This is a genomic window from Sphingomonas sp. YR710 (assembly GCF_900101455.1).
Lineage (GTDB): Bacteria > Pseudomonadota > Alphaproteobacteria > Sphingomonadales > Sphingomonadaceae > Rhizorhabdus.
This window is the reverse complement of record NZ_FMZJ01000014.1, coordinates 1-16452: the sequence shown is the minus strand read 5'-3', so window position 1 is coordinate 16452 and position 16452 is coordinate 1. Positions and strand designations below refer to the sequence as shown.

The 16452-nt window shown below is 63.0% G+C and carries 11 protein-coding genes and 1 tRNA gene; 10 read left to right on the top strand and 2 right to left on the bottom strand.

Features of this window, described 5'->3' with window-relative positions:
* Positions 1–95 precede the first annotated feature (95 nt).
* The 6 genes from BLS13_RS15755 (at position 96) to BLS13_RS15730 (ending at position 5815) form a co-directional block, all read left to right on the top strand.
* Positions 96–1136 carry a rod shape-determining protein gene (locus tag BLS13_RS15755; RefSeq protein ID WP_093453559.1) on the top strand — a complete coding sequence of 347 codons (1041 nt, stop codon included), beginning with the start codon at positions 96–98 and terminating at the stop codon, positions 1134–1136.
* 15 nt (positions 1137–1151) lie between these two features.
* Positions 1152–2027 (top strand): rod shape-determining protein MreC, encoded by an 876-nt coding sequence (gene mreC, locus BLS13_RS15750; RefSeq protein ID WP_093453558.1) that lies wholly within the window; start codon positions 1152–1154, stop codon positions 2025–2027.
* Positions 2024–2533, top strand: a complete 510-nt coding sequence (locus BLS13_RS15745; RefSeq protein ID WP_093453556.1) for a rod shape-determining protein MreD — start codon at positions 2024–2026, stop codon at positions 2531–2533. Before mreC ends, BLS13_RS15745 begins: the two co-directional genes overlap by 4 nt.
* Positions 2534–4522 (top strand): penicillin-binding protein 2, encoded by a 1989-nt coding sequence (gene mrdA, locus BLS13_RS15740; RefSeq protein WP_093453554.1) that lies wholly within the window; start codon positions 2534–2536, stop codon positions 4520–4522. It begins immediately after the preceding gene.
* A complete protein-coding gene (gene rodA / locus BLS13_RS15735; RefSeq protein WP_093453552.1) occupies positions 4519–5619 on the top strand; it encodes a rod shape-determining protein RodA in 1101 nt (366 codons plus the stop codon). Before mrdA ends, rodA begins: the two co-directional genes overlap by 4 nt.
* Positions 5620–5739: 120 nt before the next feature.
* A tRNA-Lys gene (locus BLS13_RS15730) sits at positions 5740–5815 on the top strand.
* 310 nt (positions 5816–6125) lie between these two features.
* On the opposite strand, the gene BLS13_RS15725 is transcribed toward BLS13_RS15730, so the two are convergent.
* Positions 6126–7115, bottom strand: a complete 990-nt coding sequence (locus BLS13_RS15725; RefSeq protein ID WP_218123304.1) for a cyclase family protein — start codon at positions 7113–7115, stop codon at positions 6126–6128.
* A 202-nt stretch (positions 7116–7317) separates the two neighbouring features.
* Positions 7318–8325 (bottom strand): pyridoxamine 5'-phosphate oxidase family protein, encoded by a 1008-nt coding sequence (locus BLS13_RS15720; protein WP_093453549.1) that lies wholly within the window; start codon positions 8323–8325, stop codon positions 7318–7320.
* A gap of 184 nt (positions 8326–8509) precedes the next feature.
* Between BLS13_RS15720 and BLS13_RS15715 the strand changes: the two genes are divergently transcribed.
* The 4 genes from BLS13_RS15715 to BLS13_RS15700 form a co-directional block, all read left to right on the top strand.
* Entirely contained in the window at positions 8510–9409 is a 900-nt protein-coding gene (locus tag BLS13_RS15715) for an SDR family NAD(P)-dependent oxidoreductase (protein WP_093453548.1), read from the top strand.
* A 156-nt stretch (positions 9410–9565) separates the two neighbouring features.
* Entirely contained in the window at positions 9566–10378 is an 813-nt protein-coding gene (locus tag BLS13_RS15710; protein ID WP_093453546.1) for an SDR family oxidoreductase, read from the top strand.
* Between the two features lie 244 nt (positions 10379–10622).
* The gene (locus tag BLS13_RS15705; RefSeq protein WP_176943624.1) at positions 10623–11924 is read left to right on the top strand and encodes a spinster family MFS transporter; all 1302 of its coding nucleotides are present in this window, start codon (positions 10623–10625) and stop codon (positions 11922–11924) included.
* Between the two features lie 974 nt (positions 11925–12898).
* Positions 12899–16452: two-partner secretion domain-containing protein (locus BLS13_RS15700; RefSeq protein WP_093453543.1), on the top strand; the 3554-nt coding region annotated here is incomplete at its 3' end.

Sequence of the window (16452 nt, the reverse complement as noted above, 5' to 3'; positions counted from 1 at the left end):
CCGCACCCCTTCAAACCCGATCTTCTCGATCGCCAAGACGGTTGTGCGCAAAAAGCGAGACTGGCCCGGTACGGCCGATATAGACGGACGGTAGCATGTTCTTTCAGCGTTTCTTCAAGATCATGTCGCACGATATGGCGATCGACCTCGGAACGGCGAACACTTTGGTCTATGTCCGCGGCCGCGGCATCGTGCTCAATGAGCCATCGGTGGTGGCGATCGAGACGATCAACGGCGTGAAGCGGGTCAAGGCGGTCGGCGACGACGCCAAGCTGATGATGGGCAAGACCCCGCACCAGATCGAGGCCATCCGTCCGCTTCGCGACGGCGTGATCGCCGATATCGACGTCGCCGAACAGATGATCAAACATTTCATCCAGAAGGTTCATGGCCCCCGCCGCTTTCCGCGCTGGCCCGAAATCGTGATCTGCGTGCCATCCGGATCGACCTCGGTCGAGCGGCGCGCGATCCGCGACGCCGCCTCCAATGCCGGCGCGAGCCAGGTGTGGCTGATCGAGGAGCCGATGGCGGCCGCGATCGGTGCCGGGCTGCCGGTGACCGAGCCGATCGGATCGATGGTGGTCGATATCGGCGGCGGCACCACCGAGGTGGCGGTGTTGTCCCTGCGCGGTCTTGCTTATACGACGTCGGTGCGCGTTGGCGGCGACAAGATGGACGAAGCGATCGGATCCTATGTCCGCCGCAACCACAATCTGCTGATCGGTGAGGCGACCGCCGAACGGATCAAGCAGGAAGTGGGGATTGCCAAGATGCCGGCTGATGGCAAGGGCAAGACGATCCTGATCAAGGGCCGCGATCTCGTGAACGGCGTGCCCAAGGAAATTTCGATCTCGCAAGCGCAGATCGCCGAAGCGCTGACCGAGCCGGTGAGTGCGATCGTCGAAGGCGTGCGCATCGCACTGGAAAACACCCAGCCCGAGCTGGCGGCCGATATCGTCGACCAGGGGATCGTACTTACCGGCGGCGGGGCATTGCTGCAGGGGATGGATGAGGTGCTGCGCGAGGCGACCGGCCTGCCGGTGGTCGTCGCCGACGACCCGCTGACATGCGTCGCCCTCGGCACCGGCCGCGCGCTGGAAGATCCTATCTTCCGCGGCGTGCTGCAGACAGCCTGACGAGTCCAGACCGCGATGGCGGCGCCCCGCCACCGGCGTCGAGGTTTTTCGCGCCGCATCCAATATGGCCTGTTCGCGGGCTATGTGATTGCCGTCGCCGGCACCGTGGTGGCCGCGGCCATGCTGCTGCTCGCCCATTTCGATCCGCGTTCATTCGCAACGGTCCGGGGCATGGCGATCGACTTTGGCGCCGGGCTGACCGGCATCGCCCGCATCGGCGTGCGTGGCGCGGCTGAGGCGAGCGCCGAGATCGACGCCTATTTTGATGCCGCCGCCCAAAATCGCCGGCTGACGCAGGAACTCGCCATCGAACGCCACCAGGCGATCACCGCCAGGGCGCTGATCCTCGAAAATGCCCGGTTGAAGAAGCTGGCAGGCGTCGTCGAGCACCTCCCAAAACCCTTGCTGTCCGCACGCATCATCGGATCGAGCATTTCGGGCCAGCGCCGCTTCGCAACGCTCGCCGCCGGCCGCATTGATGGCATCGCGCCCGGCATGCCGGTGCGATCGCCCGAAGGGCTGATCGGGCGGGTGTTCGAGACCGGGCAATTCGCCGCGCGCGTGCTGCTGCTGACCGATGGCGACAGCGCGGTGCCGGTACGGATCACACGCAACGGCGTGGCGGGTCTGATCACCGGCCGTGGCGACGGCGGCGTCGAGATACGCGGGCTGAACGTCGGCGGCCAGCCATTCCGCCGGGGCGATCTGGCGGTCACGTCGGGGACCGGAGGCATCTATGCCCCCAATATCCCGGTGGCGGTGATCACCGCGGTCCATGGCGATCGCGCCAGCGCCGCGCCGCTCGCCGATCCCGCGACGATCGATTTCGGCGCGGTCTATCCGATCTATCTGCCGCCGGCCGAGGATCGTCCGACGCAGCCGAAGCCATGATCGGTCGTCCGGCCATACGCCCTGTCCGTGCGCCGTTGCGGCCATTGCTGGTACCGATCGCCTCGACGCTGGCCGGATCGGCGATGATCCTGGCGCCGATGGTCTCGTCCGCCCCCCAATTGCCGCCGTTCGGCCTGCTTCTGCTGCTGTCCTGGCGGTTGCTGCGCCCCGAAATGTGGCCAGCTTGGATCGCGCTGCCGCTCGGCCTGTTCGACGATCTGCTCACCGGCCATTTTCTCGGCACGTCGATGGGACTGTGGACGGTCGCCTTTCTCGCGTTCGATTGGATCGATCATCATATCGTCTGGCGCGATTATTGGATGGAATGGATTATTGCGGCGACGAGCATCGCGATCATCCAGTCGGCGACATGGGCACTTTCGCAAACCCCGGGCGCGAGCGGCACGATCCTGACCGTCATCCCCGAAACCGTGGTCGCGATCCTCGTATTCCCGGCGACGGTGCGGCTGACCGCCCTGCTCGATCGCTGGCGGCTGGCCCGATAGATGCGCCGCGGCAGGATCATCACCGAACAGGCGCAGGCCTTCTCGTTCACGCGGCGCGCCTTCGTGCTGGGCGCCGCGCAGACGGCGGTGGGCGGGCTGCTGATCGCGCGCATGGCATGGCTGTCGGTTGCGCAGAACGAGCGCTATTCGACGCTGGCCGAAAATAACCGGGTGCAGATGACGCTGGTGCCGCCGCGGCGCGGGTGGATCATCGACCGGCATGGGAAGCCGATCGCGATCAATCGCACGATTTTCCGGGTCGATATCATTCCCGATCAGTTGCACGACAAGGATCGGGTGCTCGGCCAGCTCCAGTCGCTGCTCGCGCTCACCGCCGACGATATGGATCGGATCCGCGAGGATCTGGGCCAGGCGCGCGGCTATCAGCCGGTCGCGGTGGCCGAGAATGTCAGTTACGAACGGTTCGCCGCGGTCAGCATCCGCCAGCCCAGCCTTCACGGTGTTTCCCCCACCAGCGGGTACGGGCGTTATTATCCGGCCGGCGCCGCCGTCGCCCATCTCGTCGGCTATGTCGGCGGGCCATCCGCCGCCGATTATGATCGAACGCACGATCCGCTCATGCTCACACCGGGATTCAAGATCGGTAAGGAAGGTCTTGAACGAACGATGGAACAATGGCTGCGTGGCAAACCCGGCGCCAAGCGCAGCGAGGTCACCGCGCACGGCAAGGTGGTGCGCGAGCTGACGACCCGCCCGGAAGTGGTCGGCAACGCCCTGCAGCTGACAATCGATGCCGGCCTGCAGCGTTATGCGGCGAGCCGCCTGGGGCCCAACAGCGGCGCGGCCGTGGTGATCGATACGCAGACCGGCGGCATCCTCGCCATGGCATCGATGCCGGCTTACGATCCGAACAGCTTTTCGGACGGCATTTCGCAAAACGAATGGGCGATGATGTCCGGAAACGATCATCTGCCGCTCACCAACAAGGTGATGCAGGGGCTTTATCCGCCGGGATCGACCGTCAAGCCTATGGTCGCGCTCGCGTTGCTCGAGGCAGGGATCGATCCCGGCCAGACGGTGAATTGTTCGGGCACCTATCGGCTGGGGAACAGTTTCTTCCACTGCTGGCGTCATAGCGGCCATGGTCCGGTCAACATGGCACACGCGATCGCGGCGAGTTGTGACATCTATTTCTACACGATGTCGCGGCTGATCGGGATCGAACGGATCGCCTCGATGGCGCGAGCGCTGGGGCTGGGTCAGGAATTCGAATTGCCGATGCCGTCGCAGCGTTACGGCACCGTGCCCGATGCCGAATGGAAGGCGCGCAAATATAAGGGCGCGCGCTGGGGGGTGTCCGATACGCTCAACTCAACGATCGGCCAGGGCTATATGCTCGCCAATCCGCTCCAGCTTGCGGTGATGGCGGCACGGATCGCATCAGGGCGCGAACTGGCGCCACGCCTGATCGTCAACCGCAAATATCCGCCGCAGGGCGGACCGCTCGCCTGCAATCCCGAACATTTGCAATTCGTGCGCGACGCGATGGCGGGAGTCGTCAACGGCCCGTTTGGCACCGGTGGCCAGGCACGGCTCAACCTGCCTGGAGTGCAGATGGGCGGCAAGACCGGGACCGCGCAGGTGCGGCGGATCACGATGGCGCAGCGCGCGCGCGGCGATTTCGGGGTGAATGGCGTGCCATGGAAGTATCGCGACCATGGGCTGTTCATCGGCTTCGCGCCCGTCGTCGATCCCCGCTACGCGGTATCGGTGGTGCTCGAACATGGTATGCACGGCGCCGCCGGCGCGCCGATCGCCCGCGACATCATCACCTGGCTATATAATCGTCCTCTCGCCGAACAACGGCTTGCGGCAATCGAGTCAGAATCGGGATCGATCGAGCAGCGTATGGCCACCGAGGCGCAGGCATGGCAGCACCGCAACGATGCCACGCCGTCTCCCGCCCCGGCGCCGGCCGCTCCCGAGCCATCGGTCCCGCCGCAAAACGCCGCCGAGGAGCCCGAATGAGCCGCGACTCGCTGATACCGGCGTTCCTCCAGCAACTGCCATGGAGCGTGCTGTTCCTGATCCTCGCGATCGGCGGGTTCGGGCTTGTCGTGCTCTATTCTGCCGCGGGCGGCAGCATGTCTCCCTGGGCCTTTTCACAGGGCACGCGCTTCATTCTGTTCGTGGGGCTAGCGATCCTCCTCTCGCGGGTAAGCGAGGCCCGGCTGAAGGGCGCGGCCTGGCCGATATATGGCATCCTCGTCTTCCTGCTACTGCTCGTCGAAGCATTCGGCTTTGTGGGCGGTGGCAGCCGGCGCTGGCTCGATCTTGGTATCATCCGGCTGCAGCCTTCCGAATTGATGAAACCCGCGATCGTGCTCGCGGTGGCGCGCTTCTACGACATGCTTCCCGTCAACCAGATCCGGGCATGGACGGCGATCTGGCCGCCTGCCTTGCTGATCGGCGTGCCCGCCGGCTTGGTGATGGCGCAGCCCGATCTCGGCACGGCGCTGATGATCGTGTTCGGCGGCGTGGTGGTGGGCTTTCTGGCTGGATTGCCCGTGCGGCTGTTCGTTGGCGCGGCAGCGGCGATGGCCGCGGGCCTGCCGATCGCTTTGTCGATGATGCATGGCTATCAGCGCGAACGGATCGAGATCTTCCTGAACCCGGAAAGCGACCCGTTGCGATCAGGCTATCATATCATCCAGTCGAAGATCGCGATCGGATCGGGCGGCATCTTCGGCAAGGGATTTCTGGGTGGAACGCAGAGCCATCTCGATTACCTGCCCGAGCGCCATACCGACTTCGTTTTCGCGACGATGGCCGAGGAATGGGGGCTCGTCGGCGGCGCGTTGCTGATCATCGCCTTCCTGCTGGTCATCCGCTGGGGCATGGGCGTCGCGAGCCGCGCGCGCACCCGCTTCGCCCGGCTGACCGCGGCGGGGCTGGCCACCACGATCTTCTTTTATGTCGCGATCAACCTGATGATGGTGATGGGCCTCGCGCCCGTGGTGGGCATCCCCCTGCCCCTCGTCTCGTTCGGCGGATCGGCGATGATGACCGTGCTGATATGCCTGGGCGCATTGATGGCGATCGACCGTTCGGCCCGGCGCTACTGAATGATCCACAGCCAATTTCAAAAAATATGCTTTTGGTGGTTTACATCGCCGACAACCCGCTGCTAAAGGCGCGCCTCACCACGACGGGCGGCACCAACCGCCCCTGCCGTTCGGTAGTGTGGACGCATAGCTCAGTTGGTAGAGCAGCTGACTCTTAATCAGCGGGTCCTTGGTTCGAGCCCAAGTGCGTCCACCAAAACCTCCTCATGTTTCAATGACTTGATGGTGGCATTGCAAGTAGGATGAGGTTGGCAATTAATGGCCACGGAACGGGCTAGGGAACAGCTCATAGGGCCAAAAAATCTCCCACTCCATCTCCCGCCGCATCAGGCGGTCTCACCACCCAGCATCGCGTTCACCTTCGGCTATCCTCGGCTGAGCCAACCCCGCCTACCGGCAATGGCAGGGCCACGCTGATCATTTTCGCGCAATTGGGTGCATTTCTAAGCGGCTTCACCGTGTTCGGCCCGCTTGTCTACTGGTTACGCCGGACCAGCACGACAGGTTCAGACGGTAGCGACGGGCGTGACGGGGGAGCCCACCGCGCCCGGCAGGCGCAGCGGCGGGGCGGTCAAAAGGAAGGCGTTCCGGTCGTTGGCGCTAAGCCAGGCCGCCAGCTCGTCCAACCGCCACATCTCGCCCAGATGGATTCCCTGTTTGAACAGGCACAGGTCGTGCAGCGGCAGGCGAGGGTCGTGCTCGCCGCGTTCGCTGCGCATGTCAAAGCCTTCCACGGCCTGGTTGTCCGAACACAGGGCGACGGCGTCGGAGTCCGCGATCCACTGCAGGAGCCGCGCGTCGGAGCCGTCCAGCACCGCGCCAGCCAAGCCCAGCGCCTGAGTGTCACCGTCGTAGCCGATCGTCAGGATCGCCTCGCTATAACCGGTGTTTATCAGCAGGAAGTCGCCGGGGCGGACCTCGACCTTCTGCTCGTCCAGCGCGCGCATGAACTCGTCGTAGCCGACCCAGCGCCTCCCGGTTCCGTAGCGGGCGAGGTCCACCAGCACGCCGCGACCCTGGGCGCCGGTGGCGGCGAAGTTATCGATGCCCAGGGTCAGCGCGGCGGGGCCGCCCTCCTCATCGGGACCGATGAAGTCACCCTCGTTGTAGCCGTTGTAATAGACCTTCTCCGCCGCCCCATCGCCGTTAGCGTCGAACAGCCGGCCGTAGTGAGCGAAGGCGTCCCATTGGGTGGAATATTGCAGGCTGAGCACGACCTCGTCATCGCAGACCAGCTCGCTGCAGCATCCGCCCAACGCATCCATTGTTGTATGGTACCAAGCGGGCGACCGCAGGCGTGGCGGCTTGCGCGGGCCTTGCCCGTCCGAGACGGGCAGGTCGAGCGGAAGGCTGAGGCAGAAGGCGATTCCCTCGCGCACCTCGGCCACGGCGGCGCGGCGGCGCTCAGATGTCAGCAGGTTCATCTTGCCCAGCCGGTCGTCGGGGCCGAAGTCGCCCCAATTCGATCCCTCAGGCCGCTGTTTCCACCTACTCATACGCGGTGTTCCTCCCATGCTCTTGCTTGGCCGAGTGAATCCGCTTGATTTTCCCTTGCTAGAGGCATTTCAAGATTTGTCACACGGACAGCGAGTATAACCCGACAATTCCCAGATGGGTGTCACATCTGCCCGCGGTTGGCGGTAAGCTCTGTTGATTTTTGGCTGATGGGAAGGTTGTGCTCGGCCTGGTGGCTGCAGTTCAGGCCTGCCTGACGCGTGCGTCACGATCGCGGCGGCGAAGCGCGCCAGCGGAGGGCGCAGGTCGCTCCTCTGGAACGATAGGGATGGGCTGACCACGCCGGGCGAGTTCCTCGCCGAGGCGGCTCAGCAGGGCCGCGCGAACCTCATCGGATGGCTCCAGCACCTGGGCCGGATCCTCGACCATCGGGTGCACCGGCAACATCCGCTCGACCATCAGCTGCATCGACCCGCCGGAGCCGCTGACGGGCCCGACGAACGTCGCGCAGCCCGCAAAGGTGAACGTCGCCATCCCCGCTCCCGTCCACGGCACGCCAAGGGGCACATCGAGCTCGAACATCGTGTCGGTCATCCGCACGCCGCGGACGCCTATCGGCAACGGGAAGCCCTCCGGATCGAGCAGTGTCAGGTGACCTGGTACGCCGCCTTCGACGAATGGCCGCGCAAACTCGCGCCAATCGCGTTGCGGCCACTTCGAAGCCCCGCTCGGTCGTCCGGCAGGAGCGGGATCGGATGGGGGAAAGACGGTATCTGCCGGCGCGGTCCAGACATTCGGCGGTTGGTCCATCGCCGCTCGATTTTCCCACCACATGATCCGCTTGGGGGTCACGTCCATGATGATCCGCGCCCAGTACCAGACGGCATTTCGCGTCAATTCCCACGGGCGCGAGGTGCCGACGCTGTAATGGCCGGTTTCGGACAAATAGCGGATCAAATTGGCTTGAATGTCGGCATCGCGCACGGCGCAGAGCCCGGCCACCGATATGACCGGCTCGTCGACAGTCCCTTCGATCAACAACCCAACCTTGGGATTGCGGCGGGCCCGCTCCGCCTTCACGGGATAGGCCAGTCCGGTCGCGCCGGAGATGATGCCGAGATCGTCGGACGAAAAAGTCATGATGGGCGTGTCGATGGGCACCCCCTCACCGCTTACCGTCGCGAACTGCATGTGGAGCACGCTGCGCATCAGGTCGGTGACGTTTTTCGGGATATCCTGCAGCGCCGACATGCTCTTCTCCCGTTATGCCGGGACCGAATCTTCCCGCTCGACCTGGTTCAATCTTACGGTGCGGGGAGCCGCGGAAGATTCCAACTTGCGCGTTTGGCATCGGCATATGTGTCGCTGCATTCGCGCGCGCGCGTCACAATAGCGTAGGCCCCAAAACCGGAAAAGTGATGCAGGAGAGTCGACGGTGACGCAAGCATTTCTGGACGGTCGAGCGCGCCTCCAAGGGCGGGTCGCCGTGGTGGTCGGTGGCGGCGGGGGGATCGGTCGCGCGGTATCGCTTGGCCTGGCTGGCGCGGGGGTCAATCTTGCAATCTGCGATATCGACGGGACTGCGCTAGCCGCGACTGCGGCGGAGGCACGTGAACTCGGCGTCGCGGTGCTGGCCATGGAAACGGATGCTACCGTTACCGCTGCACTTGCCAGCTTTTATGACGAAGTGGGCCGGACGTTCGATGGTATCGACATTCTGGTGAACGTGGTCGGCGGGGTGAAGCGCGGCCGGTTCATGGATAGCACGCCCGAAGCATGGCAAGCGGACATCCACCGGAACTATGTTTACGTGCTCGAATCCATCCATCGGGTGGTCCCGTCCATGATCCGGCGCGGCGGTGGCAGCATCGTCAATTTCACAACGATCGAGGCGCATCGCGGCGCCGCGACCTTCGCGGTCTATGCAGGTGCGAAGGCCGCCCTCACCAACTTCACGCGCTCGCTGGCAGTCGAGCTGGGATCGCAGAACATCCGCATCAACACGCTGGCGTCGGATAGCACGCCGACAGCGGGCAATATGAATGCCATCTCGGCAGAATTACGTGAAGAGGCGATGGCAGCGACACCCGAACAGCATCTAGGGGGGCGGCGCATGTACATTCCGATGGGACGCGCGGCGAGTGTGGATGACCTTGCCAACGGCGTGCTTTTCCTGGTTTCCGACCTTGCTGCTTCGATCACGGGGACGACACTGCACATCGATGCGGGCACGCACGCCGCGTCGGGCTTCATCGACTGGCCAAACGGCGTCGGTCACCTCCCGGCGCCGTTGGGCAAACCGCTCAGCCGACTGTTTCCGAGCGCGGATGCGTAAACTGCGGCCGGAGGCGGCCAGTATGCCGGGTTGCACCCTGTAAGGAGATTGGGGCAACGTTTCATCGGGTGCGCGGCGGGAGTGGCATGCTTGATGGCGACGCGGTAATCGAACCTCGCGGAGCGCAATACAATTTTCAGACTGAAGGAGAAAATCATGACAAATGTAGTGATCGGCGCAGCGTCGGGAATGGGTGCGGCAACAGCCCGAAAACTGGCTCCGCGCGGCCCGTTGATCGTCGCCGACTATAATCTGGAAGGCGCGCAGCAGATCGCGGCCGAAATCGGCGGTGACGTTCGGGCGTTCCAGTGCGACATCTCCAACCAGGAGCAGGTCGATGCGCTCATGTCTGCGGTCGACAGTCTTGATGCGCTCGTCATCACGGCCGGCGTTTCGGCCGTTCAGGCGCCCGGCCCGCGTATTCTCGCGGTCAATGTCGCCGGCGTAGCGCGCGTTTTCCGCGCAGCCGAGCCGCTGCTCCGCGAGGGTACCGTTGGTATCGCTGTGGCATCGCAGTCGGGCTATATGGTACCTGAGGCGCCAGGACTGTTCGCCGCGATCGACGATCCGCTGGCACCGGATATGATCGAAAAGGTCGGACAGTATATCGATGTCGAGCAGCGGAGCCTGTGCTATCAGCTTTCGAAGCGCGCCGTGCATCGGATGGCGCGCCGTCTCTCGTTCACTTGGGGGGCCAAGGGCGCGAGGATCCTGTCGCTTTCACCGGGCATCACCGACACGCCGATGAACCGTGCGGAAGAGCAGAAGAACCCGGTGATGCTCAAGATGGTCGCATCCTGCCCGCTGCAGCGGCGGGGCGAGACCGAAGAGATCGCCAATGTCATCGCTTTCCTGACCTCGCCCGACGCCTCCGCCATGACCGGCAGCGACGTTCTGGTCGATTGCGGCATGCGTAACATCTTGCCGACGACCAGTTGGGACGGAAAAATTCGGAGTGCGGCGGCGTAATCTGCCCTAGCCCTCCGACGATTATCCGGCGGTGAGCAAGACGGCCTGACGCATTCGGGCGGATGAGAAACGCTGCGGCCATCGGCCGCATGCCCAAAATGTCGGGGCGCGCTTCTGGGAAGAAGGCGCGCCTCGACATCGACCTCTATTACTTGCACGATATGAACTTAAGGGGGCCGGCTGCGGCCGCGCGCAAACAAAACAGGATCGGCGCATCCACAGCCGAACACATGGGGAGATGGCAATGTTTGCAACCGAGAAGGAGCCGGCATCAGGCACCGCGACAGCTTCCGCCCCCGGGGATGCAGCCGGAAGCAGGGTTCCCGCCGCGGCCTGGTATGCACTCGCCGTTCTCACCACCATTCACATCTTCAGCCAGATGGACCGGGTGGCGCTGTCGATCCTGCTGCAACTGATCAAGACCGACCTTCACCTCAGCGACGCGCAGCTTGGCCTGCTCTCCGGCCTCGCTTTTGCGCTGTTCTATGCGCTGCTCGGCGTACCTCTGGCGTGGCTGGCAGATCGCACATCGCGCCTGCGGCTGATATCGGTATGCCTGGTCTTGTGGAGCGCCATGACCGCGCTTGGGGGCTTCGCGCGAAGCTATTCGCAGTTCTTCCTGTCGCGGGTGGGTGTCGGTGTCGGCGAAGCGGGTTGCCTGCCGCCATCATATTCGCTGGTCGGCGACTACTTTCCCCGTACCAAGCGGGCTCTCGGCATCAGCCTGTTCAATACCGGCGCGGCGATCGGCATGGTCGGCGGGATGAGTCTGACCGGCTACCTTGGCGAACATTTCGGCTGGCGCGCGGCGCTTCAGATCATCGGACTTGCCGGCTTGCCGCTCGCGTTGATCACGATCCTGACCCTGCGCGAACCCGCACGGCCGAAATCCGATCGCCCGGCAGAAAGCATGCTGCAATCGCTGTGGGTGCTGTTGCGGCGGCGGACGTTCATGCATCTATCGCTCGCTTACGCGCTCAGTCACGTGGCAACCCAGGGATATTCTCAATGGGCGCCTTCGTTCCTCATGCGCAGCTTCGACATGAAGCCCACCGAGATCGGTGCCTGGCTTGGCGGTATGGGCGCTGCCGGCGGCATGCTGGGGGTCGTATCGGGCGGACTGCTGGCGTCGTGGCTGGTCCCCCGCGATCAGCGCTGGGAGATCTGGATTCCGGCGGGATCGGTCGCCTTGTGCACGCCGCTATATGTCGTGATGGTCCTGAGCCCGCACGCGTGGCTGAATCTACTGTCCAACGGCATAATCGCCTTTCTGACCGGCGTGGCTGGTATCGCGACTGCCACCGTCCAATCTTTCACCGAGCCCTATCGCCGGGCCACGGCCGTTGCGATCATGATGTTTCTGCTCTCATTGCTGAGCAGCGGCATGGGGCCTTATCTGATCGGCCTGACGAGCGATTTTCTGGCGCCGGTCGCGCGTGGAGAAAGCCTGCGCTATGCGCTGCTGGTTGCGAGCGTGATGCTATTCTGGTCTCTCGGGCACTATATGCTGGCAATCCGTTCTGCGGCAAATGACCGTGTGGCGTAATCATCGGCGACCGCATCGCCTCCTTGCTCGACCCGAAAAGGTACAGATAACGGAAGATCAGCGCCTCGGGTCAGCGAACTGAGGCCTTCAATTTTTATCAGACTGCGAATCCTGATTTGATGCGCCTGTGTTCAACGTATGGCCCAACCTTGTTCGCGATCTCGCCGGCCGTTAACCGGCTTTGACCAGGCCGCGTGGACGTTTTGACTGAGTAGCTAAGTGCAGCGATGCCGGCCATGCACCTGAAGCTGACCGCGAATTGGCTGCGGAGTACCCGTGCATGATCGATTGCGACCCGACGGTCTGATCGAAATGACAGCCCGAATGTTGCGATTGGCGAAGCCGGCGTCGATGGCGTCAGCACAATAGCCCTTATCGCTCAGCGGAAAATCAGCCAAGGCATCCTGCGGCGAATTCGCCAAAACTTGTCACCGATCATTGAGCGGTTCTGCTCTGGTCGGCGGCTGCGCTCCCGGTTCACCTCATCGATCGGCAGCAAACGCTTCCAAGGCCGGCGTTGCACTTCGTTCAGATCATCCCGGATCAATCCGGCTGTGCCGCGTCAATTCGTCCTTCTGCCTAAACTGACGATCACGCACGGCGGAACGGAAATTAATCAATATTGAACTTCTGTTCACTAAACATATTGACGAATAATTTCGCATTTCATGACGTCAGTATTATATCTATAGAACAGCTATAAATTCCAAAAATTTGTAATGTCAAAAACTATTTATGTAGATCGCAAAAATAATATCGACACTATTAAAATGAATTGTCGGTAATATTGCGAAATTTATTCTGAGAGGTATCCGTTGGCTACCAAGGGAAATAACGTCGTTGACTCACTTGAATGGCTCGGCAGGCGAGGTTCACCATTGAACACCGCGAAGCGCCTTGCGCATGGAATTGCTTTCGCCACCGCAACGAGCGTACTGGCTATGAGCGCGGCTCGAGCAAACGAAGCGCCTAGCATGCCGACCGTCACTCGGGGCGTGGCGACGATTGCTACTGCCGGAAATATCACGGTGGTAACCCAGAGCAGCGATAAAGCCGTGCTCAACTGGTCCAGCCTTTCGGTCGCGGGCGGAACCACGCTGAGATTCGATCAGCCCGGTGCCAATGCCGTTACGCTCAATCGCGTTACCGGTGGCGGTGCATCGCGGATCGACGGGACCGTTTCGGCCAATGGGCAGGTCTGGCTGCTGAATTCATCGGGGATATTGATCGGCGCCACGGGCCGTGTGAGCGCGGCCGGCTTCCTGGCGACCACGCGCGATATCGCCGATGACGATTTCATGGCCGGCCGCTATGTGTTCGGCGGGCACGGCGGCGGCGAAATCCGCAACGCAGGGGCAATCGTTGCGGAGAATGGCTATGCGGTTCTCGCCGGTGGCAAGGTTTCGAACAGCGGGCTGGTTTCGGCGCGGCTCGGCACCGTGGTAATGGCGGCCGGCGAAGGATTTTCGCTGGATTTCGCCGGCGACAAATTGCTGTCCTTTGCGATCAGCGAGCCGCTCTCGGCCATGTCCGCGGACGGCGCGATATCGAACAGCGGCACGCTCACCGCGAATGGCGGCCGTGTCATTCTTTCGGCGCGGGCCGCCGCCGATGCCGCTGCGAGCGTCATCAACAATGCCGGCCTCGTGCAGGCGCAAAGTGTCCAGTTGCGGAACGGTGAAATCACCCTCGACGCGGGGCCGGACGGCAGCATGCGGATCGGCGGCAATCTCGATGCATCGGGTCGCGTGGCCGGGGAAACGGGCGGCACGATCGGTCTGTTCGGTAGAAGCATTCTGGTTGACGATGGTGCCGGACTCGACGCGGATGGCGATCTTGGTGGCGGCAATATCCATGTCGGCGGCGGGTATAGGGGCGCGTCGATCGACGGGCGGCCGTCCGCCCTTGTTGTCACCGTCTCTCACGGAGCATCTCTCAGCGCCAGCGCCCTGAGTCGCGGCGACGGCGGTACGATCAGCCTGTGGTCGGACGTGAGCAATCCGTTGTCGGTGACGCGCGCTTACGGTAGTTTTACCGCAAATGGCGGCGCTTCGAGCGGCAATGGCGGCAAGATCGAGACCTCCGGCCACTTGCTGCTGACACAGGGTGTCCGGGGATCAGCGTCCGCGCCTGCGGGGATGGCCGGCGAATGGCTGTTCGATCCGTATGATGTCCATATCGTCGACCAGATCACGACGCCGGATTCCACCGAAATCCTCGCCAGCGATATCGTCACTGTGCTGAGCAGCGGGACCGATGTGACCATCGACACCGCTAATGCTCCGTCGCAGGGGGCGAGCAATATGGCGGATGGCAATATTACGGTCAGCACCGCGATCACCAAATCGGGCGACGGCGCGGCGACGCTGACGTTGCGTGCACACAACGACATCATCATCGAACCGGGCGCCAATATCACCTCGACAGCCGGCGCTTTCAGCGTCGTCCTGACAGCGGACAGCGACAATGACGGCATGGGCTTAATCAAGCTGGGGGCCGATATCGGCGCCTCGGGCGGAGAAGTGAACGGCCTGCAGGGCATAAAATATGAGGGCTATTTCAACGAGAATTTCGACTTTTTCAAAACAGCCAGCGTCCAGCAGGATTCGCGTTTCACCAACCTCTTCACGGCGATCAACACGACGACACCGGGCCAGAATTTCGATGACACCTATTCGGTTCGCTTTTTCGGTTTTTTCAAACCCGACGTCAGCGGCGTCTATACGTTCCGAACCGGCAGCGATGATTCCTCTTACCTGTGGGTGGGAAATGCCGGCGAAAGCGTGCCGTCGCTCGAAGGCCGAATTTCGTCGATTTCGCCGACGGCAGCCGTACCAGGGCTCCACGGGATCAGCTATAACAGCGGCACGACGACGCTAACCGCCGGGGTTTTATATCCCATCCTCGTTTATTTCGGTGAAAATGGCGGTGGTGACGCCATCATCGTCGATTTTGCCTCGCCGGGCGGCGGACTCACGAACAATGGCACAGGCCATTATTTCACGAGCCTTGGCGGACAGGTGACCCTGAACGGCAATGTCCAACTGACCGGTAACGCGACCATCAGTGCGCCAGGCAATGTGGCCTTCAACGGAAAGCTGGATGGCCCGGCTTATGGTTTGACAGTGCAGGCCGCCAGCGGCTCTGTTAAGTTCGCCGACGCGATCGGATCGATCAACCCGCTCGCTAACCTGACGATCGACGCGGGCGACGTCAGCGCCGGGTCGATTGCGCTGGCCAGTGGCGGAAACCTCGCGCTGGCAGTTGCCCGCAACAGCGACATTACCGGTGCCATCACGGCAAACCATTTCACGGCTTCGGGTGCCGGCGACATCAACTGGATCGCGACCTCCGACGCGGACATTGCCGTCAACGATATCGGCCTGAACGGGGGCACGCTGCGGTTCAAAAGCGCATCGGCGCTCACGGTATCCGCCCCGATCCTGCTGACCGCAGCGAGTATAATCGCCTTCGACAACCCTTTCGGCGTAACGCTTTCGGCTGCGATCGACGGTCATTACGATCTCGATCTGGGCGGCAATGGACCGCTGACCATCGGCGGCGTAATTGGTGGCTCCGACCGGCTGGCGAATCTACACATCCATGCCGATGGCGTGCTGACCATCGGCGCCGATGCCCAGATCAGGACCGACGGGAATATCCGGATCGCTGCGGCCGGCGGGTTCGTGAACAATTCGCTCGACGCCGATGTGTTGAACAGCTCCAGCGGCAACTGGCTTGTCTGGAGCGGGAACAACGAGCCCTTCGACGGCGGCACACCCGATTCACGCGGCAATCTGATTCATGATTTCAAAGCTTACGGTGTTAGCCGCGCGGATTTTGACGCCATCGACAGCAGCGCGCCCTTCCCGGTACAGGGCAACGGCTTCGTATATGCCATCTCGCCCACGGTTACGGTCAGTGTCAGCCGTGACTATGACGGAACCACCAGTGCGACCGGCCCCAATATCCAGCTCACAGGATCCGGTACTGTCGATGGCGATGCGATCACCGGGGGGACGGTCGCCTACGGCTATTTTGATTCGGCGAATGCCGGCGCACGTACCGCGACGCTCAACGGGATAAGGCTGACCGCGGAGGATCGCAGCGGCAAACCCGTTTATGGCTATACCCCTGATTCAGGTGAAGTTTCGGGCACGATCACGCCCAAACAGCTGACCGCCAGCCTGACCGGCGCGGTGTCGCGCGCCTATAACGGCACGACCGCGGCGACGCTGGCGTCGTCCAACTACCAGATCAGCGGGCTGGTCGACGGCGAGACCATCACTGCGACGCAGACCAGCGGCACCTTCGCCAGCGCGAACGCGGGCAGCGGGATCACGATCACCGCCAGCCTCGCCAGCAGCGACCTCTCGGCGGGCTCGAACACCCTGCTGGCCAACTATGTGCTACCGACCTCGGCGGCCGGCGCGATCGGCGAGATCACGCGCAAGCAGCTGACCGCCAGCCTGACCGGCGCGGTGTCGCGCACCTATGACGGCACGACCGCGGCAACCCTCGCCGCGTC